The organism is Streptomyces sp. NPDC001407 (assembly GCF_042895325.1).
In the GTDB taxonomy this organism is placed as follows: Bacteria; Actinomycetota; Actinomycetes; order Streptomycetales; family Streptomycetaceae; genus Streptomyces.
The window spans coordinates 85,793-111,565 of the sequence record NZ_JBIAWF010000011.1 but is presented as its reverse complement, the minus strand read 5'-3'; the positions used below and the strand labels follow the sequence as shown (position 1 = coordinate 111,565).

20 protein-coding genes are annotated in these 25,773 nt (G+C 72.9%); 8 read left to right on the top strand and 12 right to left on the bottom strand.

Annotated features, from left to right (window positions below; genetic code table 11):
• Positions 1 to 281 precede the first annotated feature (281 nt).
• The 6 genes from ACFY1P_RS17300 to ACFY1P_RS17275 all read left to right on the top strand — a co-directional run bounded on the left by ACFY1P_RS17300 (position 282) and on the right by ACFY1P_RS17275 (position 8,826).
• Positions 282 to 764, top strand: a complete 483-nt coding sequence (locus ACFY1P_RS17300) for a hypothetical protein (RefSeq protein WP_390751040.1) — start codon at positions 282 to 284, stop codon at positions 762 to 764.
• A gap of 1 nt (position 765) precedes the next feature.
• Positions 766 to 1,860, top strand: a complete 1,095-nt coding sequence (locus tag ACFY1P_RS17295; protein WP_390751039.1) for a GNAT family N-acetyltransferase — start codon at positions 766 to 768, stop codon at positions 1,858 to 1,860.
• A gap of 412 nt (positions 1,861 to 2,272) precedes the next feature.
• A complete protein-coding gene (locus tag ACFY1P_RS17290; RefSeq protein WP_361534813.1) occupies positions 2,273 to 3,085 on the top strand; it encodes a glycosyltransferase family 2 protein in 813 nt (270 codons plus the stop codon).
• Positions 3,082 to 4,185: a glycosyltransferase family 2 protein gene (locus tag ACFY1P_RS17285; RefSeq protein WP_390751038.1), complete on the top strand. Its 1,104-nt coding sequence runs from the start codon at positions 3,082 to 3,084 to the stop codon at positions 4,183 to 4,185. Before ACFY1P_RS17290 ends, ACFY1P_RS17285 begins: the two co-directional genes overlap by 4 nt.
• Positions 4,182 to 4,982, top strand: a complete 801-nt coding sequence (locus tag ACFY1P_RS17280) for a polysaccharide deacetylase family protein (protein ID WP_361534215.1) — start codon at positions 4,182 to 4,184, stop codon at positions 4,980 to 4,982. The genes ACFY1P_RS17285 and ACFY1P_RS17280 overlap by 4 nt, the downstream gene beginning before the upstream one ends.
• Positions 4,975 to 8,826, top strand: coding sequence for a lipopolysaccharide biosynthesis protein (locus ACFY1P_RS17275; protein WP_390751037.1), 3,852 nt, complete (start codon positions 4,975 to 4,977; stop codon positions 8,824 to 8,826). The genes ACFY1P_RS17280 and ACFY1P_RS17275 overlap by 8 nt, the downstream gene beginning before the upstream one ends.
• Positions 8,827 to 8,845: 19 nt before the next feature.
• Here ACFY1P_RS17275 and ACFY1P_RS17270 read toward each other — a convergent pair whose 3' ends face one another.
• Positions 8,846 to 10,243, bottom strand: coding sequence for a xylan 1,4-beta-xylosidase (locus ACFY1P_RS17270; protein ID WP_390751036.1), 1,398 nt, complete (start codon positions 10,241 to 10,243; stop codon positions 8,846 to 8,848).
• Positions 10,244 to 10,347: 104 nt separating this feature from the next.
• Between ACFY1P_RS17270 and ACFY1P_RS17265 the strand changes: the two genes are divergently transcribed.
• Positions 10,348 to 11,505, top strand: coding sequence for a DUF5925 domain-containing protein (locus ACFY1P_RS17265; RefSeq protein ID WP_390751035.1), 1,158 nt, complete (start codon positions 10,348 to 10,350; stop codon positions 11,503 to 11,505).
• A gap of 25 nt (positions 11,506 to 11,530) precedes the next feature.
• Here ACFY1P_RS17265 and ACFY1P_RS17260 read toward each other — a convergent pair whose 3' ends face one another.
• From ACFY1P_RS17260 to ACFY1P_RS17225, 8 genes are all read right to left on the bottom strand, one after another.
• Positions 11,531 to 11,905, bottom strand: coding sequence for a GntR family transcriptional regulator (locus ACFY1P_RS17260; RefSeq protein ID WP_390751034.1), 375 nt, complete (start codon positions 11,903 to 11,905; stop codon positions 11,531 to 11,533).
• Between the two features lie 74 nt (positions 11,906 to 11,979).
• The gene (gene asnB / locus ACFY1P_RS17255; protein WP_390751033.1) at positions 11,980 to 13,833 is read right to left on the bottom strand and encodes an asparagine synthase (glutamine-hydrolyzing); all 1,854 of its coding nucleotides are present in this window, start codon (positions 13,831 to 13,833) and stop codon (positions 11,980 to 11,982) included.
• Positions 13,834 to 14,053: 220 nt separating this feature from the next.
• Positions 14,054 to 15,244 (bottom strand): type III PLP-dependent enzyme, encoded by a 1,191-nt coding sequence (locus ACFY1P_RS17250; protein WP_390751032.1) that lies wholly within the window; start codon positions 15,242 to 15,244, stop codon positions 14,054 to 14,056.
• Positions 15,241 to 16,944 (bottom strand): IucA/IucC family protein, encoded by a 1,704-nt coding sequence (locus tag ACFY1P_RS17245; RefSeq protein WP_390751031.1) that lies wholly within the window; start codon positions 16,942 to 16,944, stop codon positions 15,241 to 15,243. The genes ACFY1P_RS17250 and ACFY1P_RS17245 overlap by 4 nt, the downstream gene beginning before the upstream one ends.
• A gap of 293 nt (positions 16,945 to 17,237) precedes the next feature.
• The gene (locus tag ACFY1P_RS17240; protein ID WP_390751030.1) at positions 17,238 to 18,986 is read right to left on the bottom strand and encodes an IucA/IucC family protein; all 1,749 of its coding nucleotides are present in this window, start codon (positions 18,984 to 18,986) and stop codon (positions 17,238 to 17,240) included.
• The gene (locus ACFY1P_RS17235) at positions 18,977 to 20,137 is read right to left on the bottom strand and encodes an acetyl-CoA carboxylase biotin carboxylase subunit family protein (protein WP_390751085.1); all 1,161 of its coding nucleotides are present in this window, start codon (positions 20,135 to 20,137) and stop codon (positions 18,977 to 18,979) included. Before ACFY1P_RS17235 ends, ACFY1P_RS17240 begins: the two co-directional genes overlap by 10 nt.
• A 263-nt stretch (positions 20,138 to 20,400) precedes the next feature.
• Complete coding sequence (locus ACFY1P_RS17230) at positions 20,401 to 21,897, bottom strand: carboxyl transferase domain-containing protein (RefSeq protein ID WP_390751029.1); 1,497 nt, start codon at positions 21,895 to 21,897, stop codon at positions 20,401 to 20,403.
• Between the two features lie 308 nt (positions 21,898 to 22,205).
• A complete protein-coding gene (locus tag ACFY1P_RS17225; RefSeq protein ID WP_390751028.1) occupies positions 22,206 to 22,928 on the bottom strand; it encodes a GntR family transcriptional regulator in 723 nt (240 codons plus the stop codon).
• Positions 22,929 to 22,984: 56 nt separating this feature from the next.
• Between ACFY1P_RS17225 and ACFY1P_RS17220 the strand changes: the two genes are divergently transcribed.
• Positions 22,985 to 23,797 carry a class I SAM-dependent methyltransferase gene (locus ACFY1P_RS17220; protein ID WP_390751027.1) on the top strand — a complete coding sequence of 271 codons (813 nt, stop codon included), beginning with the start codon at positions 22,985 to 22,987 and terminating at the stop codon, positions 23,795 to 23,797.
• Positions 23,798 to 23,853: 56 nt separating this feature from the next.
• Here ACFY1P_RS17220 and ACFY1P_RS17215 read toward each other — a convergent pair whose 3' ends face one another.
• The 3 genes from ACFY1P_RS17215 to ACFY1P_RS17205 all read right to left on the bottom strand — a co-directional run bounded on the left by ACFY1P_RS17215 (position 23,854) and on the right by ACFY1P_RS17205 (position 25,731).
• Complete coding sequence (locus ACFY1P_RS17215) at positions 23,854 to 24,162, bottom strand: MmcQ/YjbR family DNA-binding protein (RefSeq protein ID WP_390751084.1); 309 nt, start codon at positions 24,160 to 24,162, stop codon at positions 23,854 to 23,856.
• Positions 24,163 to 24,205: 43 nt separating this feature from the next.
• Complete coding sequence (locus ACFY1P_RS17210) at positions 24,206 to 24,715, bottom strand: DUF402 domain-containing protein (RefSeq protein ID WP_390751026.1); 510 nt, start codon at positions 24,713 to 24,715, stop codon at positions 24,206 to 24,208.
• 143 nt (positions 24,716 to 24,858) lie between these two features.
• Complete coding sequence (locus tag ACFY1P_RS17205; protein WP_390751025.1) at positions 24,859 to 25,731, bottom strand: esterase/lipase family protein; 873 nt, start codon at positions 25,729 to 25,731, stop codon at positions 24,859 to 24,861.
• Between the last annotated feature and the right edge of the window lie 42 nt (positions 25,732 to 25,773).

Here is a 25,773-nt window from a genome sequence, read left to right as displayed (position 1 = left end):
CGCTGGAAGTGTCCATGCCAAGACCGTTGAATGGGTGAATGCTTGACGATCGTCTCGTGGAGATCTTCTGACGGATCGACAGATTCCGGTGAGGGCCGCCCTGACGGAAAGACTCCGGTTCGCTCCCCTATGGCGTAACCGGAGTCTGTATGCGCGGCCTTCACATCTTGACGTGCCTCCGCCGATTGCGCGACATTGAAACTTGGCATCCGGCGCTTCGGGGGGCAAAGTCGCCAATGCAGAGCTTCACTGATCCCACCGGTCTCACCGATCCAACTGGCGTGAGCGAGCTGACCGATCTGTCTGAGCTTTCCGAACCTGACGAGTCCTGCGGGCCCCGCGTGGCCGACGGGACGGCCACCGCGGCCCAGGAGTACACCACCGCCGGCGGGATACCGTCGGCCGGGGACTCCCTCCCCATGATCGCGGGGGCCGCGACGGCCATCGCGGGGGTGGGCGCCGCGCTCGCGCTCGCCGACATCGGCTCGCCACTGCGCGCGCCCTTCACGCTGTTCTTCCTGATAGTGGCGCCGGCGTGCGCCGTCGGGGCCGCCCTGCGCGGCCTCGACCCGCTCAGCCGGTCCGTGGTGGCGGCCGGTGGTGCCGTCGCCGTCGACCTGCTGATCGCACAGGTCATGCTCGCGCTGCACACCTGGACGGTGCGGGGCGGCGTCGCCGCCGTCGCGGCCGTCAGCCTCCTGATGTTCCTGCTGGCACACGCGCGGCACCGCCGGGGCCGCGCGGCGAAAAGTCGGGCCTCCTGACGTGAACATCAGCGTGTACCGCCCCGGCGAGCTCACCGCGGCCGACCGGGCGGCCTGGTCCGCCCTGCAGTCACAGGCCTTCGAGGACGGCTCGCACCAGCTCGCGAACCCGTTCCTGGCACCGGAGTTCGCCCTGGCGGTGAGCCGCTGCCGGCACGGGGTGCGGGTCGCGGTCGTGCGGGAGGAGGGCGAGCCGGTGGCGTTCTTCCCCTACCAGCGCTCCCCGCTGGGCGTGGGCCGGGCCATCGGCCTGGGCGTCTCGGACGCCCAGGGCCTGGTCCACCGGCCCGGATTCCAGTGGGACGCACGGGAGTTGCTGCTCGCGTGCGGGCTGTCGGTGTGGGAGTTCGACCACCTGGTGGAGGGCCAGAAGCCCTTCGAGGTCGGCGCCTCCGGGTCGTACGGCTCGCCGGTGGTCGACGTCGAGCAGGGCTTCGACTCCTATCTGGCGGCGCTGCGCAAGCAGTCGCCGAAGTTCACCCGCACCACCCTCGCCAAGGAGCGCAAGCTCGGCCGGGACGTCGGCGAGGTGCGCTATGTGCACGACGAGCGGGACCCGTCCGTGCTGCACACCCTGATCGGCTGGAAGTCCGCGCAGTACCGAAGAACGGGGCGCAGCGACCGCTTCGCGCGCCCCTGGATCTCCCATCTGGTGGAGCAGCTCTTCCACACCCGCACCGCGTCGTTCGGTGGGCTGCTGTCGGTGCTCTACGCCGGCGACCGGCCGGTCGCGGCGCACTTCGGGCTGTCCTCGGGCCCGGTGCTCGCCTGCTGGTTCCCGGCGTACGACCCGGCGTTCGCCAAATACTCGCCGGGCCTGGTGCTGCACCTGCGGATGGCCGAGGGGGCCGCCGCCGCGGGCATGGCCTATCTGGATCTGGGGCGTGGCGAGAAGGCGTACAAGAACTCCCTCAAGACGCGTGAACTGAGCGTCTCGGAAGGGTGGGTGACGCGCCATCATCCCGTGGCACTGGGACACCGGGCCCGGCGCGCGCCGGTGCGGGCACTGCGCAACACGGTGCTGGCACGGCCGGAGCTCTTCGAGCGCGCGGACCGGCTGCTCAAGCGCATGGGGCGGTTCCGCGCGGGGAGTTGAGGGCGCGGGTGCACGCTCCCCGAGTGCGCCGCCAACGGCGCATTCCGTCAACCTGGCGCGTGAAACGGGCGCAAAAAACACCCAAAGGAGGAGTCACCGCACCAGCTCTTGCCATACAGTCTCAAGCATCAATACCGTCGTACATCCACCCGCATCGGCCCATCAGTTACAGCGGCTCAAGGGGAGGGCTCAAGCGCCGCGATGGTGTCGGGGGCGGGGCGCGGTGGGGGGTGCCGCGTTCGGTAGTCACGGTCGCAGGGTCGCACGCCACGCGACCGGTCTTCGTTGTCAACTCACCCTGTCCGTACGGTGCCTCGCGCAGCGGCGGGCGAGGCGAGTACCCCCTTTTCGAACCGGATCAGCCATTGGACCGCCGGGGGGCGGTCCACCGGACGAGAGGGAAATCCGACTCATGAGTTCTTTCCTTCGCCCTGCGACAGATCAGGAGCCGGCGCCCGCCGGCCATTACCGCCCGGTGAGCTCGCACCTGGCGATAGCGCCTCCGGTGAGTGTCGTGATCCCCGCCATGAACGAGGCGGAGAACCTGCCGTACGTCTTCAAGACCCTGCCCGCCTGGATTCACGAGGTCGTCCTCGTGGACGGCAATTCCACCGACGACACCATCGCGGTCGCCCGGGGCCTGTGGCCCGACGTCAAGGTCGTCGAGCAGCGCGGCAAGGGCAAGGGCGACGCGCTGATCACGGGGTTCGCCGCCTGCACGGGCGAGATCATCGTGATGGTCGACGCGGACGGCTCCGCGGACGGCAATGAGATCGTCACCTATGTCTCCGCGCTCGTCGGCGGCGCGGACTTCGCCAAGGGGTCCCGCTTCGCCAACGGCGGCGGCACCGACGACATGACACCCATCCGCAAGCTCGGCAACCGCGTCCTGTGCTCCCTGGTCAACCACAAGTTCGGCGCCCGTTACACCGACCTGTGCTACGGCTACAACGCCTTCTGGAAGCACTGCCTGGACGAAATCGCCCTGGACTGCGCCGGGTTCGAGGTCGAGACCCTGATGAACATCAGAGTCGTCAAGGCCGGTCTGCGCGTCCAGGAGATCCCCAGCCATGAGTTCGTGCGCATCCACGGCACCAGCAATCTCCGTGCCGTGCGCGACGGGCTGCGAGTCCTGAAGGTCATTCTCAAGGAGCACGGGGCCCGCCGCCGGCGCCCGCACCGCCTCGCCATCGCGCCGGCCGCCAACCGCAGGGAAATCTCTTGAGCAGCCCACCCCCTACCGCCCCGGCCGGCGTGCCGGACGTCTCCGTGGTCATCTGCGTCTACACCGAGGACCGCTGGGACGACATCCTCGCCGCGGTGGCCTCGGTGCGCGACCAGTCCTGGCCCGCGCTGGAGACCCTGGTCGTCGTCGACCACAACGAGGCGCTGCTGCGCCGCCTCGCCAAGCGCTACGGCGACGACGGCGCCGGTGCGACGGCCGGGGTGCGGGTGCTCGCCAACACGGGCCCCCGCGGCCTCTCGGCGGGCCGCAACACCGGCATCGCCGCCTCCTCCGGCGAGGTGATCGCCTTCCTCGACGACGACGCGGTCGCCGAGCGGGACTGGCTGCGCCACTTCGCGCTCGCCTACACCGACCCGCGCGTGATGGCGGTCGGCGGCCGTACGGAGCCGGTGTGGGAGTCCCGGCGCAGGCCCGCCTGGTTCCCCGAGGAGTTCGACTGGGTCGTCGGCTGCTCCTACCGCGGGCTGGCGCCCGGCCGGGTCCGGGTGCGCAACATCCTCGGTGGCAACGCCTCCTTCCGCAGGTCGGCGTTCACGCTGGCCGGCGGGTTCGCCAGCGGCATCGGCCGGGACGGCGACCGGCTGCCGCTGGGCGGCGAGGAGACGGAGCTGTGCATCCGGCTGACGCGGGCCGTGCCGGAGGCGGTGCTGCTGATCGACGACCGGTCGGTGATCCACCACCGGGTGCCCGCGGCGCGCGAGCGCTTCCGCTATTTCCGCAGGCGGGCCTATGCCGAGGGGCTCTCCAAGGCCCTGGTCACCCGGAGCGTGGGGACGCGGTCCGGGCTGGCCTCGGAGCGGCGCTACACCACGCGCGTGCTGCCCGCGGGCGTCGCGCGCGGGGTGCGCGACGCCCTGCTCGGCAGGCCGGGCGGCGCGGGCCGGGCGGGGGCGATCGTGGCCGGGCTCGCGGTGACGGTCGGGGGCTACGCCCTCGGCAGCCTGCGGGCCCGTCGCGGCGGCGCCAGGTTCGCGGTCGCGGAGGCGATCGCGGGCGGCACGGCGGCCGAGGAGCCGCACGGTGGCCACGGTCCGAACGGCCCGGCAGCGGGCCCTCCCGCCGAGGAGGCCACCGCATGAGCGCGGAGACCGTCCCGATACTGATGTACCACGCGGTGGCGGAGTCCCCCACGCGCGCGACGTACGGCCTGTCGGTGTCCCCCGATTCCTTCGCGGGACAGATGCGGCTGCTCGCCGAGCGAGGTTTCACCTCGCTGACGGCCGAGCAGCTCGCCGTCGCCTGGCGCACCAGCGCCGTGCTGCCGCCGAAGCCGGTGCTGATCACCTTCGACGACGGCTACGAGGGTGTGCACCGGCACGCCCTCCCGGCGCTCGTGGAGCACGGCTTCACCGCGACGCTCTTCGCGTCCACGGGGTGGCTGCGCGGGGAGCACGCGACGGGCGGCGCGCTCGACCTGATGCTGACCTGGGACCAGGTGCGGGAGCTGGCCGGAGCGGGCGTGGAGATCGGCGGGCACAGCCACACCCACCCGCAGCTCGACCAACTGGCCGATGAACGGCTGTGGTTCGAGGTGCACCGGTGCCGGGAGATCCTTGCGGGTGAGCTGGGGCGCTCACCGGTGTCCTTCGCCTATCCCTACGGTTATTCCGACCGCCGGGTGCGGCGCACGGTCCGGGCGGCGGGCTTCAGCGTCTCGCTGGCCGTGGGCAACACCCTCGCCGCGCGCCCGCAGGGGCCGTACGCCCTGGAGCGGGTCACGGTGCGGCGTTCGACCGGACTCGGCGAGTTCGCGCGGCTCGTCGAGGGCCGGTCACTCGGCCGGCTCTTCGTCCGGGACCGCACGCTCACCAAGGGGTACGCCATATATCGCAGAACCCGACAAGTCGTCAGGAAGGCAAGCGAAGCCCGTGTCTGACACGTCCACCCGCACCGAGGAACGGGAGACGGAGGGGCCGGCCGGCCGCAAGCTGCGGCTGCCCGGGCGGGGCGGCGGAAGTCCGCTGTTCCGCAACGCCTTCGCGCTGATGCTCAACACGGGCATCAGCGCCGTCCTCGGTGTGGGTTACTGGCTGATCGCCGCCCGGTACTACTCCGAGGAGGCGGTCGGCCAGGGCTCCGCGGCCATCGCCGCGATGAAGCTCCTCGCGGGGCTCACCGCGGTCACCCTGACGGGAGCGCTGGCCCGTTTCATCCCCACGGCCGGCCGGATGACGGGACGGCTCGTCTTCCGTACGTACGCGGGCAGTTCGGTGGTCGTCGCGATCGCCGCGACGGTCTTCCTGCTCACGCTCAACCTCTGGGGCCCCTCCTACCGCTTCCTGCACGGGCCCCTGCACGGCTTCGGGTTCGTCGTCGCGGTCGCGGCCTGGTCGGTGCTCACCCTGCAGGACGGGGTGCTGACCGGGCTGCGCAGCGCGTTCTGGGTGCCGGTGGGCAACACGGTCTTCTCGGCCGCGAAGCTGGCCCTGCTGGTGGGGGTGTCGGCGGCGCTGCCGACGTCCGGGGTGTTCCTCTCCTGGGTCGTCTCCATCGGCGTGTCGGTGCTGCCGCTGGGGTGGCTGGTCTTCCGGCGGCTGGTGCCCCGGCACGTGGCGGCGACCGAGGCGACGGCGCGGACGGCGTCGTACCGCGAGATGGGGCGCTTCCTCGCCGGGGACTACACGGGGTCGCTGTTCTCCCTGGCCGTGGTCTATCTGGTGCCGGTGATCATCGCCTCGCAGGTCAGCTCCGCCGACAACGCGTACTTCTACATCACCACCACCATCGGCGGCACCACGAACCTGCTCGCGATCAACATGGGCGCCTCCCTCACGGTCGAGGGCTCGCACGACCCGGCGCGGCTGGCGGAGAACTGCCGGGCGGCGCTGCGCCGGATGGCGAAGATCATGGTGCCGGTCTGTGTGCTGCTGTTCGCCCTCGCGCCGTACATCCTGCGGGTCTTCGGCCAGGGGTACGCGGACGCGGCGACGCCGCTGCTGCGCTGGTTCGCGGTGGGGGCGGCGCTGCGGGTGGTCATGGAGACCTACTTCGCGGTGCTGCGGGCCCAGAGCCGCACGGCCGGACTGGCCTATCTCCAGGGCCTGTTGTGCGTCCTGGTGCTCGGCCTGACGCTGCTGCTCCTGCCCCGGATGGGCCTCACGGGCGCCGGGGTCGCGGAGATCTCCAGCCTCGCGGTGATCGTCTCCATCTCCGCGGTCAAGCTGCGCAGGATCCTCAAGGCGGCGACGCCGCGGGCCGTCCCCCCGGTGGCCTACGCGCCCGACGTGGCGCCCGACGGTGACCTCGCGGATCTCGCGGTGCGCGGTGACCGGCGGGACGGCCCGCACGAGGCGCGCCCGGCCCGGCGGGGCCTCGGGCGGGCCTTAGGGGCCCGGACGGCCTCGGACGACGGGCGGCGCGAGGGCGGGAGGTACGGCACGCGCTGGGCGCTGAGAGCGGCGCTCGACGCGGACACGATGCCCCTGGGGGTGCGGTTGGACTTCGACCACTTGGAGCGGCGTCCCGACCTCCGGCACACGCCGGACGGGATGGCGATGTCCTCGGTGCCGCCACCGCTGCCGAAGCCCTCGGACTCCGCCGCCGAGGCCGAGGTCAAAGCCGAGCCGGTGACGAAGCCGGACCCTGCCGCACCGCCCGAGGAGCGGCCCGCCGCCGACAGCCAGGCCACGGCGCGGCCTCCCGTGCTGAAAGCTTCCCCGGCGCGCCCGCCCGTGACCTCCCCGCCGGCCACGGCAGAACCGCTCCCCCGCCCGGCCACCCCCTGGTGGCGGCGGCCCGAGCCGGGGATCTGGCTGCTCTTCCTCGGCGCGCTCGCGCTCTACTGGACGCCGCTGGCCTCCCTCGGCGAGCCGAACCTGGACGACATGGGCGGGCTCGGGCTGGTGTCCGTGCTGCCGGTGGCGACGCTGGTGGGCGCCGCCCTGCTGATCGTGTCGTTCGCTGCCGCCCTGGGGCTGGCCCGGCAGCGCCGGTGGCTGCTCACCGCCGTGCTGCTGCTGACCGTGGTCTCCCTGCACGCCGCACCCGCCGTGCTGGAGACGCAGCCGCGCTTCGCGACGGCGTGGCAGCACCTGGGCTTCCTCGACTTCATCGACCGGACGGGCGTGGCGGCGCCCGACCTCGACGCCCGCTGGAGCTGGCCGGGCTTCTTCGCCGTCGCGGCGTTCGTCGCGCGGGCCTGCGGGGTGAGCGACCTCTCCGGGGTGCTGCGCTGGTGGCCGCTGACCGTGCAGCTGCTGAGCCTGGCGCCGCTGGCCCTGCTGCTGCGGGCCGTGCGGGCGGGCTGGCGGGCGAAGTGGACGGCGGCCTGGCTCTTCGTGCTCTGCGGCTGGGTGGGCCAGGACTATTTCTCGCCGCAGGCGCTCAACTACCTCTTCTATCTGCTGTTCGTGGCCGTGCTGCTGGTGTGGTTCCGCTGGCCGCGGCAGCTGCGCGGGAAGCTGCTGCCGGGCGAGGCCGAGGTCGCCACCGCGAGCCGCGGCGAGCTGGGGGTCCTGCTCGCGGTGGTGCTCGCCGTGTTCGCGGCGTCGGTCGCGAGCCATCAGCTCACCCCGTTCGTGATGCTGGGCGTGGTGACCGCGCTGGTCGTCACCCGGCGCTGCACACTGCGCGGACTGCCGCTGCTGTGCGCGGTGATGCTCGCGGTGTGGGTGGGCTTCCTCGCGGAGCCCTACTGGTCGGGCCACTTCGACGAGCTCTTCGGCGGCCTTGGATCCCTCGGCGGCAATGTCTCCTCGTCCGTCTCGGGCCGCATCGAGGGCGGCAGCGCCACGCACAAGCTGGTGCTGTACGTCCGGGTGGCGCTGGCCGGCGGGGTCCTGGCGTTCGCCGCGCTCGGCTGGTGGCGCCGCCGCCGGGCCGGGATCAGCGACCTGGCGCTGCTGCTGCTCACCGCGGTGCCGTTCCTCGCCTTCGGGATGCAGTCGTACGGCGGTGAAGTCGCCCTGCGCGTCTTCCTGTTCGCCGTGCCGGGCGCCTGCGTGCTGGCCGCGCTCGCGCTCTTCCCGCGCACCCGCGCCACGGCGCGCGGCCGACTGCTCGGACCGGTGGCCGCGCTGGTGGCCGGGCTCGTCCTCGTCTTCGGCTTCCTGGTGGCCCGCTGGGGCAACGAGTCCTTCGAGCGGGTGCGGCCCGGCGAGGTCGCCGCGATGGACTATGTGTACGCGCACGACGAGCCGACGGCGCACCTGCTGTGGATGAGCAACGACACCGTCAAGAACGTCACGCCCGCCATGCCCTGGGGCAGCCGCGACATGGAGCGGGTGCTCTACGACCCGACGCTCGCGCCCCGCGATCCCGCGCGGGTGGACGACCTGGTGGCCGCTCTGCGGAAGGCCGGGCCCCGGGCGTACCTCATGGTCGACCGCGGCCAGTCGGTCTATCTCCAGCTCGACTCCGGCTACGCCCCCGACTGGGACGCCCGGGTGCGGCACACCCTGGACGGGCGGCCGGAGCTGCGGCGGGTGCTGTCCAACGACGACGCGGTGCTCTACGAGCTGAAGAACCCGCCCTCGGGTGAGGCCGCCCAGCCCCGGCCGGGCCCGCCCGGACCGCGCGTGACGTGGACACCGGTCTCGGTGATCGGCGCACTGGCGGCGGTGGCGCTGCTGCTGTTCCTGTCCGCGCGCGAGGTGCTGCGGGTGGTCGGCCGGCCCGGAGTGCGCCAGCTGCGCCGGCTCCAGAGCTCCTACTGGTTCGCGCTGCCGCTGCTGGTGGTCCTGCTGGCGTCACTGGTGACGCGCTTGGTGACGATCTCCTAGACGGAGCGCTCGCGGAGCCTCAGCCCAGCCACCGCACCTCGTACGGCCCGAGATCGAGGGTGTGCCCGTCGACCGTCGCGGTCAGTGGCCGGTTCTGGGTGTTCACCGCCAGGATCGTCGTGTCCGACGCCAGCGTCCGCACCGTTCCCGCGTCCGCCCCGGTGACGTCCACGGAGTGGAACCGCGTACCCGCCGGGAAGGACTTCGCGAAGCGGGCCAGAAGATCCAGCATGGGCAGCGCCGAGCCGCCGTCCGGCAGCTCCGTGCTGCGCCACAGGCAGCCGGGGCAGTCGGGCGTCGTCGATTCCGGGTTCCAGTAGAACGCCGTCGCGGCCCCGGCGGCGGCCAACTGCTCCATGGCCGTGGCCTGGACGGCCGTGCGGTGCTCCTCCGTCCAGCCGTTGCGGTTGTCGTTGGCGTCGGGCGGCTCGACGTACCACTCGGACCACCACACGGGCAAGCCGGTGGTTCTGGCCAGCCAGGCGGTCACGTCGGCGAACTTCTGGGTGGCGCCGAACTCGTCGGGCAGCAGCCGGTCGTTCTCGCGGGTGTAGCTGGCGCCGTCGACCGCGACGAAGTCCGCGCCCCTCTTGTGCGTATTCCAGTAGGAGATCGCGTCCACGGCGCGCTGGTCGACCGAGCCCCACGCGCCGCGCAGCGAAGAGGCGTTGGTGGCGTTGTCGGGGGGATGGCTGTCCACGCTGATGTACGGGCCGCCGACGAGATTGCGGGCGTTCTGCTTCTTCAGCTCCGCGTGGACCAGGTTGTAGAGCTGGGTGTAGCCCTCGTAGTCCCAGCGGTTCCTGGACTCGTCGAAGAAGCCCTTGAACTCGTTCCAGACGACGAAGTGGTGGATGTCCGGATAGCGCTTGGCGATCACGCCGACGAGCCGGGCGAAGTCCTTGTAGTGGCTGGGCAGCGGCGCCTTCTCCAGGGACTTCTGCGACCAGTCGGTCTTTCCCGCGGTGCCGCCCTTCATCCAGTCGGGGGCGCAGCAGAGGGTGAGGACGGGGGTCGCGCCGGTCTTGCGCATCAGGGCGACGCGCCGGTCGAGGTCGCCGAAGTTGTACGAGCCGGGCCGGGGTTCGGGGTTGTCGACGCCCCAGCCCATGATGTGCTGGTTCTGCGGCAGGCGGGAGCCTGTGAGCAGCTTGGCGGCCGTGGTGCGGGCGCCGTCGTCGCCGTGGTCGGCGCTGTACTGGGTGTGGGTGAAGCCGAAGCCCAGGGCGGCCGCACCGCCGCCGCCCCGGTCGCCGTCCGAGCCGCCGGGCCCGCCGGATCCGCCGCCGCCGTCCCAGTCGCCGCTGAGGACGGCGACCAGCAGCGCGAGCGCCAGCACGCCGCTCACCAGCAGTGCGGCGACCCGCCACCGCCCTGTCCGAGAGAAAACCGCCCGACGTACCCCATGACGTGCCATCACGGGCAAGGGTATCCACGGGTGGATCGATCCGCGGGGGCTTCGGCGCGAAGTCGCGGCAACCGGGAAAAACCTGTGTGCGCAAGGGGGCCCGGTGCCGGATCATGGGCGGCATGTGTGCCGATGTCCGTCCCGAAGCCAGGAGGCAGATCCTGCCCACCGACCCGGCCCCCACTCCCGCGGAGAAATCCCTGCCGCTCCGGCTGAACGTGGACGACAGCGACTCGCCGTCCGATGTCATCGACGCGCTGTTCCTGGGCAGGTTCGCCACCGGGGAACAGCCGTACGCGCACAGCCGTTCCGTGGATCGCGTGAAGGCCGGCGCCTCGCTGCTGCCGCCCTCGGCGAGCGTGGTGCGCGCCGCGCGGGACGACGACCGCAGCGCGACCCTCGCGGAGGGCGACGGGTGGACGCTGCTGATCTCCCGCTGGAACCGGGGCGCGGACGTGTCGGTGACCGCGACCAGCGAAGAGCTGGCCAAGAAGGTGCTGGGCCAGGCCGTGGACGACGCGGAGGACGAGCCGGAGCCGCAGCCCGAGCACGTCACGATGGGGTTCTGGTACGTCTCGCCGCGGCGCGGCCCGCACCGTACGACGCGGCAGATCTCGGCCGGCACGTGGCAGGAGGTGCGGCCCAACTACACGGCGCCGGTCGCCGACGCGATGGACCGGCTGATGAAGGTCACCCCGGACGACATCGCGGGCCGGCTGCTGCTCCTGCACGGCCCGCCGGGCACCGGCAAGACGTCCGCGCTGCGGACTCTGGCCCGGTCGTGGCGGGACTGGTGCCAGGTGGACTGCGTGCTGGACCCGGAGCGGCTGTTCAACGACGTCGGATATCTGATGGACATCGCGATCGGCGAGGACGAGGGCTCGGCGAAGGGGCGTTGGCGGCTGCTGTTGCTGGAGGACTGCGACGAGCTGATCCGGGGCGAGGCGAAGCACACGGCGGGGCAGGCGCTCTCACGGCTGCTGAACCTCACGGACGGGCTGCTCGGGCAGGGCCGCAACGTCCTGGTCGGGGTCACCACGAACGAGGATCTGGAGCGGCTGCACCCCGCGGTCGTGCGGCCGGGCCGGTGCCTGGCGCGCATCGAGGTGGGCCCGCTGACGCGCAAGGAGTCCGTGGCCTGGCTCGGCCGGGAGGAGGGCGTGGGGCGGGACGGCGCGACGCTCGCGGAGCTCTTCGCCTTGCGGCGGGGGACGGGTCCGGCGTCGGTGCCGACGCAGAACGACGGCCTGGACGCGGGGCTCTATCTCTAGCGCGTCCCGGGTCCCCGCGCCCGCCTCACCCGCCGTACGTGGCGCGCAGCGCGTCCTCGGCCGCGGCCAGGGCGGTGGCGCGGTCCAGGCCCAGCCGGTGGGCGCGCTGCGCGAAGGCCGCGGCCGCGGCCGCCGCCTCCCGCGCCGCCGTGTCCCCGGGCGCCGCCACGAACGTGCCGTGGCGGCCCCGGGTCTCGATGACGCCGTCCGCTTCGAGCGCGCGGTACGCCTTGGCCACCGTGTTCGCCGCGAGGCCGAGTTCTTCCGCGAAGCCCCGTACGGTCGGGAGCTTGTAGCCGACGGGCAGCGCGCCGGAGCGGGCCCGCTCGGCGACGCCGGCGCGGATCTGCTCGAAGGGCGGCTCGGCCGCGTCGGGGTCGACGGTCAGGTGCAGGGCCACGGCGGGACTCCCGGTTCGGCGAAGGGTTGTGTCACCCATTGTGCGTCAGGCGGTCCCACCGTGCCCGGGTGGTGTCAGAGCTCCAGCGAGGCACCGTAGGTGGTCAGCCAGGTGTCGAGGCTGAGGACCAGCTCGGTGGTGGACTGGAACGCCTCGCCCGTGCCCTGGTCGAGGGAGCCGGTGACGGCCGCGGTGTCCAGCAGGGCGTGGACGGGCTTGTTCCGGTCGGCCAGCACGCGGCGCAGCTCCTCCCGCAGGACGCCGGGGTAACGCGGGTCCTGGGTGCTGGGGTAGGGGCTCTTGACGCGGTCGGCGACGGAGGCGGGCAGCAGGTCGCGGGTGGCGGCGCGCAGCAGGGACTTCTCGCGGCCGTCGAAGGTCTTCATCGCCCAGGGGGTGTTGAAGACGTACTGCACGAGGCGGTGGTCGCAGAAGGGGACGCGCACCTCCAGGCCGGTGGCCATGCTGACGCGGTCCTTGCGGTCGAGCAGCAGCTGCACGAAGCGGGTGAGGTGCAGGTAGCTGATCTCGCGCATGCGGGCTTCGAGGCCGGTCTCGCCCGCGAGCCGGGGGACCTCGGCGAGGGCCTCGCGGTAGCGGTTCTCGCGGTAGCCGGCGAGGTCGATCTTGTGGAGGAGGCCGGGGTCGAGGAAGTCGGTGCGGTCGCCGCTGCCGTCGCCGGAGACGGTGTCGAAGATGCGGGCGGTCAGCCAGGGGAAGGTGTCGCCGTTCACGGCCGCGGCGTCGTGGAACCAGCGGTAGCCGCCGAAGACCTCGTCGGCCGACTCGCCCGACAGCGCGACCGTGGAGTGCTCGCGGATCGCCTTGAAGAGGAGGTAGAGCGAGGTGTCGACCTGGCCGAAGCCGACGGGCAGGTCGCGGGAGTGGAGCACGGCGTCGCGGTTGCCGCGGTCCATCAGGGTGGCGGTGTCGAGGACGATGTCGGCGTGGTCGGCGCGTACGTGGTCGGCGAGGGCGTGCGCGAACGGGCCGTCGGGGGTGCCGCGCAGGTCGCTGGCCTTGAAGTTCTCGGCCTGGCCGGCGAAGTCGACGGCGAAGGAGCGCACCGGGCCGTGGCCGCCGTCGGCCAGGCCCTTGGCGGCGAGGGCGGTGATGACCGAGGAGTCGAGCCCGCCGGAGAGCAGGGTGCACAGCGGCACGTCGGCGATGAGCTGGCGGGAGACGATGTCCTCCAGCAGCTCACGGATGTGGCCGACGGTGGTGTCGAGGTCGTCGGTGTGCTCGTGGGACTCCAGCGCCCAGTAGGCGCGTTCGGTCAGTCCGCCGCGGCGCACCCGGACGGTGTGGCCGGGCCGCACCTCGCGCATGCCCTTGTAGATGCCGTGGCCCGGGGTCTTGGTGAAGGCCAGCATCTCGGCGAGGCCCTCGGCGTCGACGACGGGGCGGACGTCGGGGTGGGCGAGGATCGACTTGGGCTCGGAGCCGAAGATCACGCCGTCGCGGGTGGGGAAGTAGAAGAGCGGCTTGACGCCCATGCGGTCGCGGACGAGGAGGAGCTCCTCGGTGCGCGGGTCCCAGATCGCGAAGGCGTAGATGCCGTTGAGGCGCTCGGCGGCGGCCTCGCCCCATTCGAGGTAGGCGTGCAGCACGACCTCGGTGTCGCTGGTGGTGCGGAAGGTGTGGCCGCGGCCCTCCAGCTCGGCGCGCAGCTCACGGAAGTTGTAGACCTCGCCGCTGTAGGTGGTGGCGAGCAGGGTGCGGCCGTCGTGCTCGACGAGCATCGGCTGCTTGCCGCCGTCGAGGTCGATGATGGACAGCCTGCGGTGTGCCAGTGCGGCGTGGGTGTCCAGCCATATGCCGCCGGCGTCCGGGCCGCGGCAGACGTGGGTCTCGTTCATCGCGTCGAGCGTGCCGCGCGCGGTGGTGAGGTCCTGGTCGTAGGCGATCCATCCGGTGATGCCGCACATGCTCGCGATGCTCCCCTTCGCTGGGCCGCCCCGGCCGGTCGGTTCCGGGTACGGCTGTCCCCGTGTGTGACGGGCCCGCCGTGATCCTCGGGCGAGCCGTGAAGATCACGATACGCCTGCATAAGTGCATTCACCATGCATGGACCGAGAAAACATTCGGACCTGATCAGAAACCGGCGGTAACCCATCCCACCTGCGGGAACAGCGCGCTGATGATGCGTCAGTTCAGAAAGTGGAACGTCGGTTCCGGGTGCATCAGGAAGTCATGGTGCGAGATGTTCCAGGCGTACGCGCCCGCCATCGCGAAGGCTATCCGGTCCCCCACCCGCAGCTCGGCGACGGGCACCTGCCGCGCGAGGACGTCCTTGGGCGTGCACAGCTGCCCGGTCAGGGTCACGGGCTCGTCGAGCGCGGCGGGACGCGGCCAGGGGCGCGGCCACTCCTCGACGGGCAGCACGGTGAAGGGCTGGTCGTGCCCCTTGGCAGCGGGTGTGCGCAGGTGGTGGGTGCCGCCCCGCACGACCGCGAACGCCTCCCCCTGGCTGTGCTTGAGGTCGAGGACCTCGGTGACGTACCAGCCGCAGTGCGCGGCCAGCGAGCGGCCGGGCTCCGCGCGCAGGGTGAGGCCGGGGTGGGCGGAGGCGAGTTCGCGCAGGCCCGCGCCGTAGGCCCGCCAGTCGAAGCGGGTGTGCGGGCGGACGTAGTCGACGGCCATCCCGCCCCCGACGTTCACCTCGGTGAGGGCGGTCGAGTGCCGGTCGGCCAGGGACCGCGCCCAGCTCACCACCCGTGCCGCGACGGCGAGATGCGTCGCCGCGTCGAGCCCGCTGGCGAGGTGGGCGTGGATGCCCCGCAGCCGCAGCCGGCGGCCGCGCAGCAGCGGGATACAGGCTTCCGCCCGGTGCGGGTCGAGGCCGAAGGGCCCTGGCCTGCCGCCCATGGCCAGCACCGCGCCGGCCAGTTCGCCGCCCTCACCCGCGGGGAGGTTGACGCGCAGCAGGACGTCGGTGGGCGCGTCGCCGGGCCGCTCGTCGGCGAGATCCGCGAGCAGTCTCAGCTCGCTCTCGCTCTCCACGTGGAAGCGCTCCACGCCCAGTTCGAGGGCGAGCCGCAGCTCCTCCTCGGTCTTGCCGGGGCCGCCGAAGGCGAGCGGCAGCCCGGGAACCTCCGCTCTGACGTGGGCCAGTTCGCCACCGGAGGAGACCTCGTAGCCGTCGAGGTGCGGGGCGAGCGCGCGCAGGATCTCCGGCGCGGGATTGGCCTTGGCCGCGTAGTACAGCTCGACGCCCGCCGGCAGCGCGGCGCGCACCTCGCGGGCGTGGCCGTCGAGCGCGGTGAGGTCGTGGACGTACGCGGGCAGTTCGGTGGCCGGCAGACGGGCGGCGAGGCCGGCGACGCGGGGGGTGATCACGGTGCGGTGCTCCAGGGTTCGGTGCGGGCGTTGCGGGTGAGCGTGGACAGCAGGTCCGGCACGAGGGGCGAGGCGATGCGCACATAGCCCGCGTCCCGGTCGGCCTTGCGCTCCCAGCGGGTCAGCAGATTGGCCTTGGCGGGCAGCGGCACCCCGGCCACCAGGGCGCGCAGGAGCGGCGGTTCGCCGTGCGCGGCGGCGCGGGCGGCCAGGGTCCTGCGGACGGCGGCCCACAGCTCCGGTTCGAGGTGGGGGTGGAGGTCGGCGAGCGCCGCGAGCATTTCGGCGACGTGGTTGACGAGGAGGCAGTAGACGACCCGGTCCCAGCCGCGCTCGCGGTCGTAGGTCAGGGGGCGGGCCACGTCCTCGGGCAGCGCGGCGAGGGCGGCGGTGTGGTGCCCGGGGAGCAGCTTGGTGCCTTCGAGGTCGCGGAAGAGCACCTGGCGGGGCATGCCGTCGCCGCCGACGCCCACGACGACGTTCTGGAGGTGGGGTTCGAGGACGACGCCGTGGTCGAAGTAGGCGGCGAGCACCGGCGGCACGAGCAGCCCGAGATAGGCGTCCCACCAGGCGAGCGCCCCGGCGGGCCCGGCGTGGGCCAGGAGCAGGCCGAGGTGGGCGCCGCCGGTGGGGTACTCGTCGGCGACGGCCGCCGCGAGCAGCCCGGTGACGCCGGGCGCGAGCCGGGCGTCGAGCCCCTCGCGGACGATGACGCCGAAGCCCTCCGCGAGCTCGCGGCTGCCGAGGTCGAGGGTGCGGTAGCCGGGCTCGCGCAGCAGGTCGGCGCCCGGGAAGCGGGCGGCCAGGGCGGTGGCGACGGGCTCCAGGAGCCGGGTGAGGGCGACGGCGCCGGCCAGCTCGTACTCGGCGTTCTTGCGCAGGCAGTTGGTGATGCGGATGTTGAGGCTGAACTTCAGGAAGTCCCGGCCGTCGTAGAGGGTGCGCACGGAGGCGGTGGGCGCGAAGCCGTCGCCGCCGGGCCCGAGGTCGAGGACGTCGCCCCGGGCGAGGGCGGCGCGCAGCGCGGGGTGGTCGCGGAGCATCGCGTACTGCCAGGGGTGCGCGGGCAGCAGGCGGTATCCCCCGGGCACGGGCCGCTGCCGGTCAAGGGCGGCCAGCGCGCCGTCCGTCGCGGCCTCCTCGCGCACGCGCTCCCGGCGTACGGCCAGGTGGTGCAGGGGAAATCGGGCGCGGTTCTCGGGGGCGTAGCGGTCCCAGTCGTCGGCGGTGCCGGTGCGGGCCTTGGGGGTGGGGTGGAAGCGGTGGCCGAAGAGCAGGGACTGCTCGGAGTCCAGATAGGCGTCGGGCCCCGGCGCACCGCGTGGGGAGCCGAGGGCGGCACTCACCCCGGCGTGGCTGGCGGCCACCTGCCCGAGGAACTCCTCGTTGCGGACGCCCGTGCGCAGCTCCAGCTCCCGGTGGACGCGCTCGGCGAGTGCCTGCCAGGTCAGCTCGGTCCAGGTGTCGCCGCGCCGTTCGGCGACCGGTCCGGTGAAGCGGTGGGCGCCGATGAGGGAGGCGCGCCGCAGCCCGACGCGGAGCAGGGTGCCGCCGCGGGGCAGCCGCAGCATCAGACGGCCGTCGGCGACGGCCGTCTGGTGCTCGGGTCCGGAGACCTCGCGGAGCAGGCAGTTGAGGAGGGTGTGGGCGACGACGTGATCGGCGGAGGCGAGGCCGGTGAGGGTGGGGGGTGCGGTCATTTTTGGGCGGCTCCCTGGGTGTGGGTTCGTTGCCGGCTGCGGGCCGTCTTTTGCCGCCTGCGGCGGCGAGCGGCCTTCGGCCGCGTCCTCAAGCGCCGGACGGGCTGGGTGGTGGGGCTGCCGGTGGGCCCGGGCAGGAGCGTTGCGCCTGCGGCGGGCGGCCTCGAACGCCGGCCGGGCTGGATTTGGCGGACCGTGGCTTGTGAACTGCGGACCATGGTTCGCCGGCCACGCTCGGCATATCCAGCCCGGTCGGCACATGAGGGCACCGCCTCGAAGCGGTGGTGGGGGGATCACCCGCCCACTTCCCGGAGGTAATTGGGGCCCTCCACATAGTGCTTGTTGATGTCCGTCGCCCCCGAGCGTTCCTTCGTGAGGAGGGTGCCTGCGGTGATCATGGCCTTGACGGGGAGGCGGTCGGCGTCGAGGACGCGGGCGCGCAGGACGGCGGCCGCGTCGGGGGCTGTGGCCGCGAGGCGGTCCACCGCTTCGGTCAGGCGCTCGCGGATGCGGTGCAGCAGGGCGTCCAGGGGGGCGCGGCCGAGGCGGCCGAGTTCGAAGGCGAGCGCGCCCGCGCACAGGTGGACGGTGATGGTCGCGAAGACGTCGGCGACCGGCCCGTCCCCCGTCACCAGGATCCGCCGGTCGCCGAAGCCGAGGAGCTCGGCGGCCTCGCCGCCGAGCCTGGCGGCGAGGCGTACGGGGTGCACGCGCGGCCCGTCGTTGTCCTTGAGCAGCAGCCGCAACCGGGTCCCGCCGCCGGTCTCGTCGAGGACGACGGAGGTGTTCTGCTGATGCGCTTCGAGGGCGATGCCGTACGAGAAGAGGGTGGTGTGCCAGTCGAGGAGCAGGGTCAGATAGGCGTCGAGGAAGGCGGTGAGCGAGCCGCCGTAGTAGCGCTCGGCGAGTTCGTCGACGACGAGCGCGCCGCCGGGGGCGCGGGCGAGCAGCGCGGCCACGGGCACGACGTGGGCGTCCCGCAGCCCGGCGGGGTAGCGGCGCACCAGTGTGGCGAGGAGTTCGTGGCGGGTCTGGAAGTGGGCGCGTTCGTCGGCGAGGAGCACCGTGCCCGCGAAGCGCGGCTCGTGGGCGGTGACCTCTTCGAGGAGGCGCTGGGTGACCTCGCCGTCGTGGAGGGTGCCGGGCTTGATGGTGCGGCGGTTGAGCAGGCCCAGGGTGGCGGTGGCGAGCGGGAGTTTGAGGTGGATGGCCGGGTCGTCGGCGACGGCGACCGTACGCGTGGACAGCGTCGGCCGCACCTCCAGCCAGGGGGCGGGCGCGAGGTGCGCGGTCCGCTCCAGGCCGCAGGCGCGCAGGGCCTCGGCGAGCAGCCGCCCCGCCGTGAGCGGGTGGACGGGCAGGGCCAGGTGCGTGGGGTCGAGGCCGGGCAGGCCGAGCGCTGTGGGGGTGGGCCACCAGGGCGGCGGCGCACCGGGGCCGCGGCGTAACTCCTCGCGCGGGAGGGCGAGCCAGCGCAGGGCGAAGGCGGGGTGGAATTCCGGTGCGTGGCCACGTAGTTGGCTCTCGGTGAGTCCGTGGCGGGCGCGCCCGGTGGGGTGGACGGGGTGGTCGCGGTGGGCGGCGAGCGCGTCGTAGGCGAGGGAGCGGCGGAGCCCGGTCCAGCGGTCGGTGCGCGGTCCGTAGGCGGCGGTCAGCCGGGCGACGACGTCGTCGCGGACCTCGCTGTGCAGCCGGATCGCGGCCAGGGCCGCCTCGCACTCGGCGAGGAAGGCGTCGTAACCCGCCCGGTCCTCCGCGGGTACGGCCGGGCGCAGCCGGGTGAGGACGGGGCGCAGTCCGGTGAGGGTGCCGTCGGCGGTCTCCACCAGGGGGCGCCGGGCGCCGATCTCGCACTGGAAGCCCTCGGGGCCGACCGGCAGGAGCAGGCTCTCCCCGGCCACGCGCAGGCGGAGCCAGTCGCCGTCCGGCCGGTGTTCGGTGCGTGCGCGGCTGCGCAGCCCGTAGCTGTCCTCGCGGAGCAGGGTGGACAGGACGCGCTGGAGGAGCTCGCCCTCCAGTACGGCACTGCTGGTCAGGCCCATGACATGATCTCCCAGCGCTGCGCCGCCAGGAATTCCTCGACGGCACGGTCGATCCGGCCCTGGTCGGTGCCGGTCGCCCGGAGTACCCCGAGATAGTCGCGGTTGGTGCGGTGGAGCGGGTGCGTCTCGCCGGTCGCGCGCAACGGCCGGTACACCAGCCGTACGCCGTCGTGTTCCGTCTCGCTCGCCGAAGGCGCCGTTGTGAGCGTACCGCCGCGGTCGGCGCAGACATACTCCACGCGCACGCGGCCGTCCGCGCGGATGCCCAGCCGGCCGGGCAGCCGCTCGCCGAGGTGGGTGCGCAGGATGTGCTCGAAGAGGGGGATGCCGAGGGCGTCGGCGAGCGCCAGGTCGCACTGGTCGCCGATGGCGCGGTAGTTGACCTCGACGACGCGGGCGCGGTCGCCCTGCACGACGTACTCGGTGTGGCAGGCGCCGAACCCGACGCCGAGCGCACGCAGTTGCCGCAGGGCGTCGGTGGCGTGCGGGAGCGGCGGGCCGGGCAGCAGGGTGAGCCGCTCCTCGATGAAGTGCGGCAGGGGGGAGAGATCGGTGCGGAAGGTGGCGAGGGTGTGCAGGGCGTGCCCGTCGCCCAGCGTCTCCAGGGTGCGCAGCGGGCCCTCCAGATACTCCTCGACGACCAGCGCGGCGCCGGGCCTGCGCGCGCGTATCTCGCGGCAGCAGACGGCGAGTTCACCGGCGTCGCCGACCAGGACGACGTCCTCGCCGGCCACGCCTTCGCGCGGCTTGAGCACGCAGGGGAAGGGGAGGCCGCGCAGGGCGGGGCCGGCCGGGTCGTCGTGCGGGCCCAGTTCGGCGGAGCGCACGGTGTCGGCCCCGGTCCCGGCGAGGCTCCGGCGCAGTTGCGCCTTGTCCTTGGCGCGGAGCGCGGCCCTCCAGTCCTTGCCGGGCAGCCCGAAGTAGTCCGCGGCCAGCGCGGCCTGGACCTGGAGGTGGTCGCTGTTGGTGAAGACGGCGTCGGGCCTGCCGAGCCGGTCGGTCCGGCTGACGACCTCGCGGAAGTCCCGTACGTCGCAGGCCACGACGTCCGGCGGCGGCAGTTCCGGGCGCTTCGCGCAGGCGCGGCGGTGGGCGTCCGGCTGGTCGGTGAGCAGCGTGACTGTGAGCCCGAGCGCGGCGGCGGCGGGCAGGAAGCCTTCGGTGACGGAGTCGGTGGGGTTGAGGGCGAGGAGGTGGAGGGTCGCCGCACCGCGCCGGCGGTTTGCCGCCGGTTCCGTAGGTGGCGGGAGCGCACCGGCGGGCACGCGCAGCTTGGTCACGTCTGTCCGGCTATGGGGGACACCTCGCGGAGCCACTGGTTCGACCACAGAGAGACATTAAGTTAGGCGAACCTAACCTTGTCAATCGCCTTAAAGGATCGGTGACTTATGTCGCGTTCATCCCCTGCGCGGCGTCACCCCGGCAGCCCGATCCTCCGATAGCGTGCCCGCCGGTCCGACAGGCGTTCCCGCTGCTCACGTGCGGCGAGAGCGGTCAGTTCGGACCCGAGGACCGCACCGAGACGGGCGAGGAACCCCTCCCCCTCCTCCACGATCACGTCCACGATGCCATTGGCCGACAGGTCGGCGGACCGCACGCCTTGCCGGTCGGCGACCTCGTACGCCCGGTCCGTCGTGCGGTGGAGGATCGCCGACGCCCCCTCCGGCGGCAGCGGTGACAGCCACGCGTGCCGGGCCGCGACGACGCGGTCCGCGGGCAGGAGGGCGAGCGCGGCGCCGCCCGCGCCCTGCCCCAGCAGCAGGCAGAGCGTCGGGGCGGGCAGGGTCACGAGGTCGGCGAGGCAGCGGGCGATCTCCCCGGCCAGCCCGCCCTCCTCGGCGTCCCGCGAGAGCGCGGCACCGGCCGTGTCGACGACGGTGAGCAGCGGGAGGTCCAGCTCGGCGGCGATCCGCATGCCGCGCCGCGCGGCCCGCAGCCCGGCGGGCCCGAGCGCCTGCCCGACACCCGGTACGGCGCGTTCGCCCCGGTCGTGGCCGAGGACGACGCAGGGCGTACCGCCGACCCGGGCCAGGGCGAGCATCAGCCCGGGGTCGCGCTCCCCCGCCGCCGTACCGCTGAGCGGCGTCACGTCGGTGGCGGCGGCCGCGAGCAGCTCCCGCACGCCCGCCCGGCCGGGGAGGCGCGACCGGCGGATCGATTCGGCGGTGGGGACGTCCGCGCCGGATTCCGCCGCGAAGGGCACGCCGGACCCCGGCCCCGGCCCGGCGTCCCCGCACAGGACCCGCAGCGCCCGTGCCGCCACCCCCGGGAGGCTTGACGGCGGGAGCACCGCGTCCACCAGGCCGTTGGCCAGGAGGTTCTCCGCGACCTGGACGCCCGGCGGGAACTCCTCGCCGTAGAGCGCCTGGTGGACGCGCGGGCCCAGGAAGCCGATGAGGGCGCCCGGTTCGGCGGCGGTGAGGTGGCCGAGGGAACCCCACGAGGCGAGGACACCGCCGGTCGTGGGGTGCCGGAGATAGACGAGGTAGGGCAGGCCGGCGGCCTTGTGGTCGGTGATCGCGGCGGCGACCTTGACCATCTGGAGGAAGGCGACCGTGCCCTCCTGCATCCGCGTGCCGCCGGACGCGGGCGCCGCCAGCAGCGGCAGCCGCTCGGCCGTGGCCCGCTCCACGGCCCGTACGAGCCGCTCCCCCGCCGCCACCCCGATCGACCCCGCCAGGAAGCGGAACTCGCAGGCCACCAGCGCCACTCGGCGCCCCTGGACGCGGCCCTCGCCGGTGACGACCGACTCGTCGAGCCCGGTGCGCTCCCGGGCGGCGAGGAGGTCGGCGCGGTAGGCGGCGTCCTCGGTCGTCACCTCGACGGGCTCGTCCCAGCACCGCCAGCTGCCGGGGTCCACGGCGGCCCCGACGATCTCGAGGGCCGTCGCACGAGGGCTGTTCGCAGTCATGGTGATCACCATGCCATGGCCTTGGCGCCGTTTCGAGGGCGAAAAGGCCCTGCGGACGGCCCGGCCGCGCCCTGTGAAGGCCGACCGGGCCGGTGTTCACGGGCGCGGCCGCCGGGGGCGCTACGGAGGCGATATCGCGGGCGTGACGACCCGGCCCCGGGACTCCGGGCGCGAAAACCACCCGCACCCGCCCCATTGCGGTCGGCGGCAAGCGCGAATCGCCTCTCCAGCAACAAGAAAAAGGGGTGGCTTGCGCCACACCCTCCACACTGGACCGGTAAACCGGACCAGTCAAGCCTGCGTCAACTTCACGTTGCCATCGGGTAGTTATCGACCCGCTCCCACAAGTCCGACGGTGTCACTCCTTCCTCACAAACCAGAGCGTTCCCTGTCTCATCACGCGCAACATGCAGATCCACCGCTACCGCGAGAGGGAGGTCGCGCCCGAGCACTTCGGCTTCCACCTCCCTCGCCAGTCGCACCGTGGTCACATCCGTACCCTGTACCGGTGACCGGCTCGTCTGGCGGGTGACGTAGTGGGTGGCCCCCTCGACGATCGGCTTCGCCTGAGCCAGCTTCGGGCACCGGTCGGCGACATCCGGCGGGAACCACGCGGTCACCAGCGACAGGGGTGAGCCATCGGCAAGGAGCACCAGCCGATCCCGTCGCAGCGCCGTCTCTCCGGGATGAAGTCCCAACGCGTCGGCGACATGAGCGGGCGGCACTTCCCTGACCGGCTTTCCCAACCGGCGGAAGGGACGGCCACCGGACAGTCGCGTGGCGTCACTCCTGCGCCCACCGGCCGAACGGGCCAAGGGCATCTCGGTGACACGAAATCCCAGGCCCTGGTGGGCGACGATCGCTCCATCGGCTCGCAGTACGTCGAACGCCTTGTTGACTGTCGCCCGGGACACACCCCACTGCTCACACAGGTCACGGCCTGAGGGCAAGAGATCTCCGGGGCCGAACTCCCCTTCGGTGATGCGGTGTCGCAAGGAGTCGGCGATCTGTTCGTACTTCAGCATCGGCATGGCTGATTCTCCTGCGTCTCGGGACAGGTGGACCGGTCAAGGTGGAGCATCCCGGCATGACGATCCCCCGAGTGGACTCCGAGATCATCGACTTCTACACCGAGACGTTCGACGAGGCCACTCGTCTGTCGGCCTCGGCGGACGGCGCGCTGGAGATGGTCCGTACCCAGGAGCTCCTCCGGCGTCATCTTCCCCCCGCACCGGCGGCCGTCCTCGACGTGGGCGGCGGGCCCGGCGCTCACGCCCGCTGGCTCACAGCCGACGGCTACCGGGGTCATCTCGTCGACCCGGTGGCTCGGCACGTCGACCAGGCCGCAAGCGCCGGCTGCACCGCCGAGACCGGCGACGCGCGCGACCTCAGTGCCGACGACGGATCGTACGACGCGGTGCTCCTGCTCGGCCCGCTGTACCACCTCCCCGACCGGGCCGACCGCGACCAGGCCCTGGCCGAAGCCCGCCGGGTCGCGGCGCCGGGCGGGCTGGTCGCGGTCGCCGCGATCAACCGCTACGCGTCCCTCTTCGAGCACACCGCCACCACGTGGCTGGACCGCGAGAACGTGCATGCCGCCGTGACCGACATCCTCGCGACGGGTGTCCACGAATCGGGCCGCAAGGGCTTCACCACGGCCTTCTTCCCCACCGGCCCCCAACTGGCCGAGGAAATGCGCGCCGCCGGCTTCCACGACGTCACGGTCCACGCGATCGAAGGCCCGACCTGGTCCCTGCTCAAGGCCACCGAACAGCACACCGGGACATCGCTCATCGGCACGCCCCTCTTCAACGCGGCCCTCTCCGCCGCCCGCGCCGCGGAACCGTACCCCGACCTCCTGGCCGCGAGCTCTCACCTGCTCGCCGTCGCCCGCGTCTGACGGCGGCCGGGCCCTTCTCCTCACGGCCCTGCCACGGGCCTGACCTCCGCCTGCCGTCAGGCACCCGCCTCCGCGTCGAGCAGCCGCTCCGGCGCCGCCTGCCGCCAGGAGTCCACGATGATGTCGCGCAGCTCGGCCAGGTCCTCCAGCGCGGCGAGCCGCACCCGCACCCACGAGGAGGCCGCCTCGTGCGGCGGGACCCAGAACTTCTCCGGCTCCGCGGCGATCAGCTCGGCGCGTTCGTGCCTGGGGCAGCGGACGGCGATGGACGTCTCGTCGTCGGGGACCGTGATGTACATCTTCCCGGCGACCCGGAAGGTGGGCATGCTCCACGCCTCCTTCTCCACCGTCTCCGGGAGAGCCATCGCGATACGCCGGACATCATGGGAATCGATCACGAACGACACCTTATGCAGGAGTCCGGCCGGCCGGCAGCCCGGCGAGCCCCTCCGCGCGGGCCAGCGCCTCCAGCGCTTCCAGCGCCTCGCGGGCCCGGTCCGCCGCCTCGGGGTCGCGGGTCCGCAGGCCGCTCTCCTCGAACTCGTCCTCGTCCAGGCGCAGCACCGTGCCGCCGTCCGCCGACACCCAGAGGTCGAGGTCGAGGTCCTCGACGAGGAGCGTGCCGTCCCCGACGGCCGCGGGGCGGGTGATGTCGCAGTACCAGCCCTTCAGGGCTCCGTCGGCGGACCGGACCTCTTTGACCGCGTACCAGCGGTCGCGCCAGTAGTGCTCGGTGAAGACGTCGCCGTGCTCGAAGCGGACGAAGCCGAAGTCGCGGTCCGCGACGCCCGCCCACGGAGCGCGGACGGCGAGGCGGGTGCCGTCGTCGTGGACGACGGTCGCGGGGTAACGCACCTTGGTCCGCTCCCTCTTCGTCAAGGTGACCGTCACGTCACTGCCCGCCGTCAGGATTGCCATGTGCTCTCAACTCCGCGTTCCTCGCCGCCAGATCCGGCGGCAGCGTCTCCCGGGGGCGGGGGCCGGGTCCACCGGTTTTCCGCGGGCCGCTCGAAGGCCGCGGGCGCCCGGGACTTCTCCCGGGCGCCCCGGCTTCGCGCCGGTCAGCTGAGCATCGTCTTGCAGGTGGTGGGGGTCGCGTGCGCCGGGTCGAGGGCGTTGGCCGTCTCGTGGAAGGCGAGACGGTCGATCGTGCCCAGGGTCAGGTGCATGGAGACGTCGACCGGGCAGAGGTCCTGGACGACGACGTTCCGCACGTTCGGGCCGGAGAGGAAGGCGGAGGTGTAGGGGGTGACGACCTCGTCGTACTTCGTGGCGATCACCGTGTAGTTGACGCCGGGCACGGTGTCGCCGCCCTCGTTGAGGCGGCGCATGAAGTCCGAGCCGACGACCTGGTCGGTGAGGCCGGGGGTGAAGTTCTTGAGGACCCCGCGTGCGCCGGGGACGACGTCCAGGAGCTTGGTCAGGCCGGACAGCGTCGTGCCGTGGTTGTTGGGGGCGATACCCACGAGGGTGCCGACCTTGGGCGCGCCGCCGAGGAACTTGAGGTAGTAGCGGGGCATCATCCCGCCCTGGGAGTGGCCCACGATGTCGGCCTTCTCGGCCCCCGTCCGGGCCAGCACCTCATCGACGAACGAGGCGAGCTTGCCCGCGCCCTCCTCGATCGGCCCGAGGCCGTAGAAGGCGGGGATGCCGAGCACCTGGCCGTAGTCGAAGGAGTAGACGCAGTAGCCCCGTTCGACCAGATAGGGCGCGAGGGAGAACCAGTTGTCCGTGCCGTTCTCCAGGGTGCCGTGCACGAGGACGACGGGCCGCGGGTGCGCGGCCGACGGCTTGCAGGAGTCGTTGTTCCAGCCACTGCTGACCGGAGCGGCGTGGGCCGGGGTGGCCGTCGCGAGCGTCGGGGCGACGGCAGCCGCCAGGGTCAGCGCCAATGCGGGCAGCAGGGCGCGGAAGGGTCTGCGGCGCGACTTCATCTGAACTCCTCGCAGGTGGGGGATGGGGCACGTCGGAACGGC

What these genes read in the sequence shown, in the direction of transcription:
- ACFY1P_RS17265 (WP_390751035.1), top strand. Translation starts at nt 10,348, where the DNA reads ATGGGCGGCATGTGTGCCGATGTCCGTCCCGAAGCCAGGAGGCAGATC.
- ACFY1P_RS17245 (WP_390751031.1), bottom strand. Translation starts at nt 16,944, where the DNA reads ATGACCGCACCCCCCACCCTCACCGGCCTCGCCTCCGCCGATCACGTC.
- ACFY1P_RS17225 (WP_390751028.1), bottom strand. Translation starts at nt 22,928, where the DNA reads ATGCCGATGCTGAAGTACGAACAGATCGCCGACTCCTTGCGACACCGC.
- asnB (WP_390751033.1), bottom strand. Translation starts at nt 13,833, where the DNA reads ATGTGCGGCATCACCGGATGGATCGCCTACGACCAGGACCTCACCACC.
- ACFY1P_RS17210 (WP_390751026.1), bottom strand. Translation starts at nt 24,715, where the DNA reads ATGGCAATCCTGACGGCGGGCAGTGACGTGACGGTCACCTTGACGAAG.
- ACFY1P_RS17230 (WP_390751029.1), bottom strand. Translation starts at nt 21,897, where the DNA reads ATGACTGCGAACAGCCCTCGTGCGACGGCCCTCGAGATCGTCGGGGCC.
- ACFY1P_RS17205 (WP_390751025.1), bottom strand. Translation starts at nt 25,731, where the DNA reads ATGAAGTCGCGCCGCAGACCCTTCCGCGCCCTGCTGCCCGCATTGGCG.
- ACFY1P_RS17220 (WP_390751027.1), top strand. Translation starts at nt 22,985, where the DNA reads ATGACGATCCCCCGAGTGGACTCCGAGATCATCGACTTCTACACCGAG.
- ACFY1P_RS17290 (WP_361534813.1), top strand. Translation starts at nt 2,273, where the DNA reads ATGAGTTCTTTCCTTCGCCCTGCGACAGATCAGGAGCCGGCGCCCGCC.
- ACFY1P_RS17240 (WP_390751030.1), bottom strand. Translation starts at nt 18,986, where the DNA reads ATGGGCCTGACCAGCAGTGCCGTACTGGAGGGCGAGCTCCTCCAGCGC.
- ACFY1P_RS17215 (WP_390751084.1), bottom strand. Translation starts at nt 24,162, where the DNA reads ATGGCTCTCCCGGAGACGGTGGAGAAGGAGGCGTGGAGCATGCCCACC.
- ACFY1P_RS17280 (WP_361534215.1), top strand. Translation starts at nt 4,182, where the DNA reads ATGAGCGCGGAGACCGTCCCGATACTGATGTACCACGCGGTGGCGGAG.
- ACFY1P_RS17270 (WP_390751036.1), bottom strand. Translation starts at nt 10,243, where the DNA reads ATGGCACGTCATGGGGTACGTCGGGCGGTTTTCTCTCGGACAGGGCGG.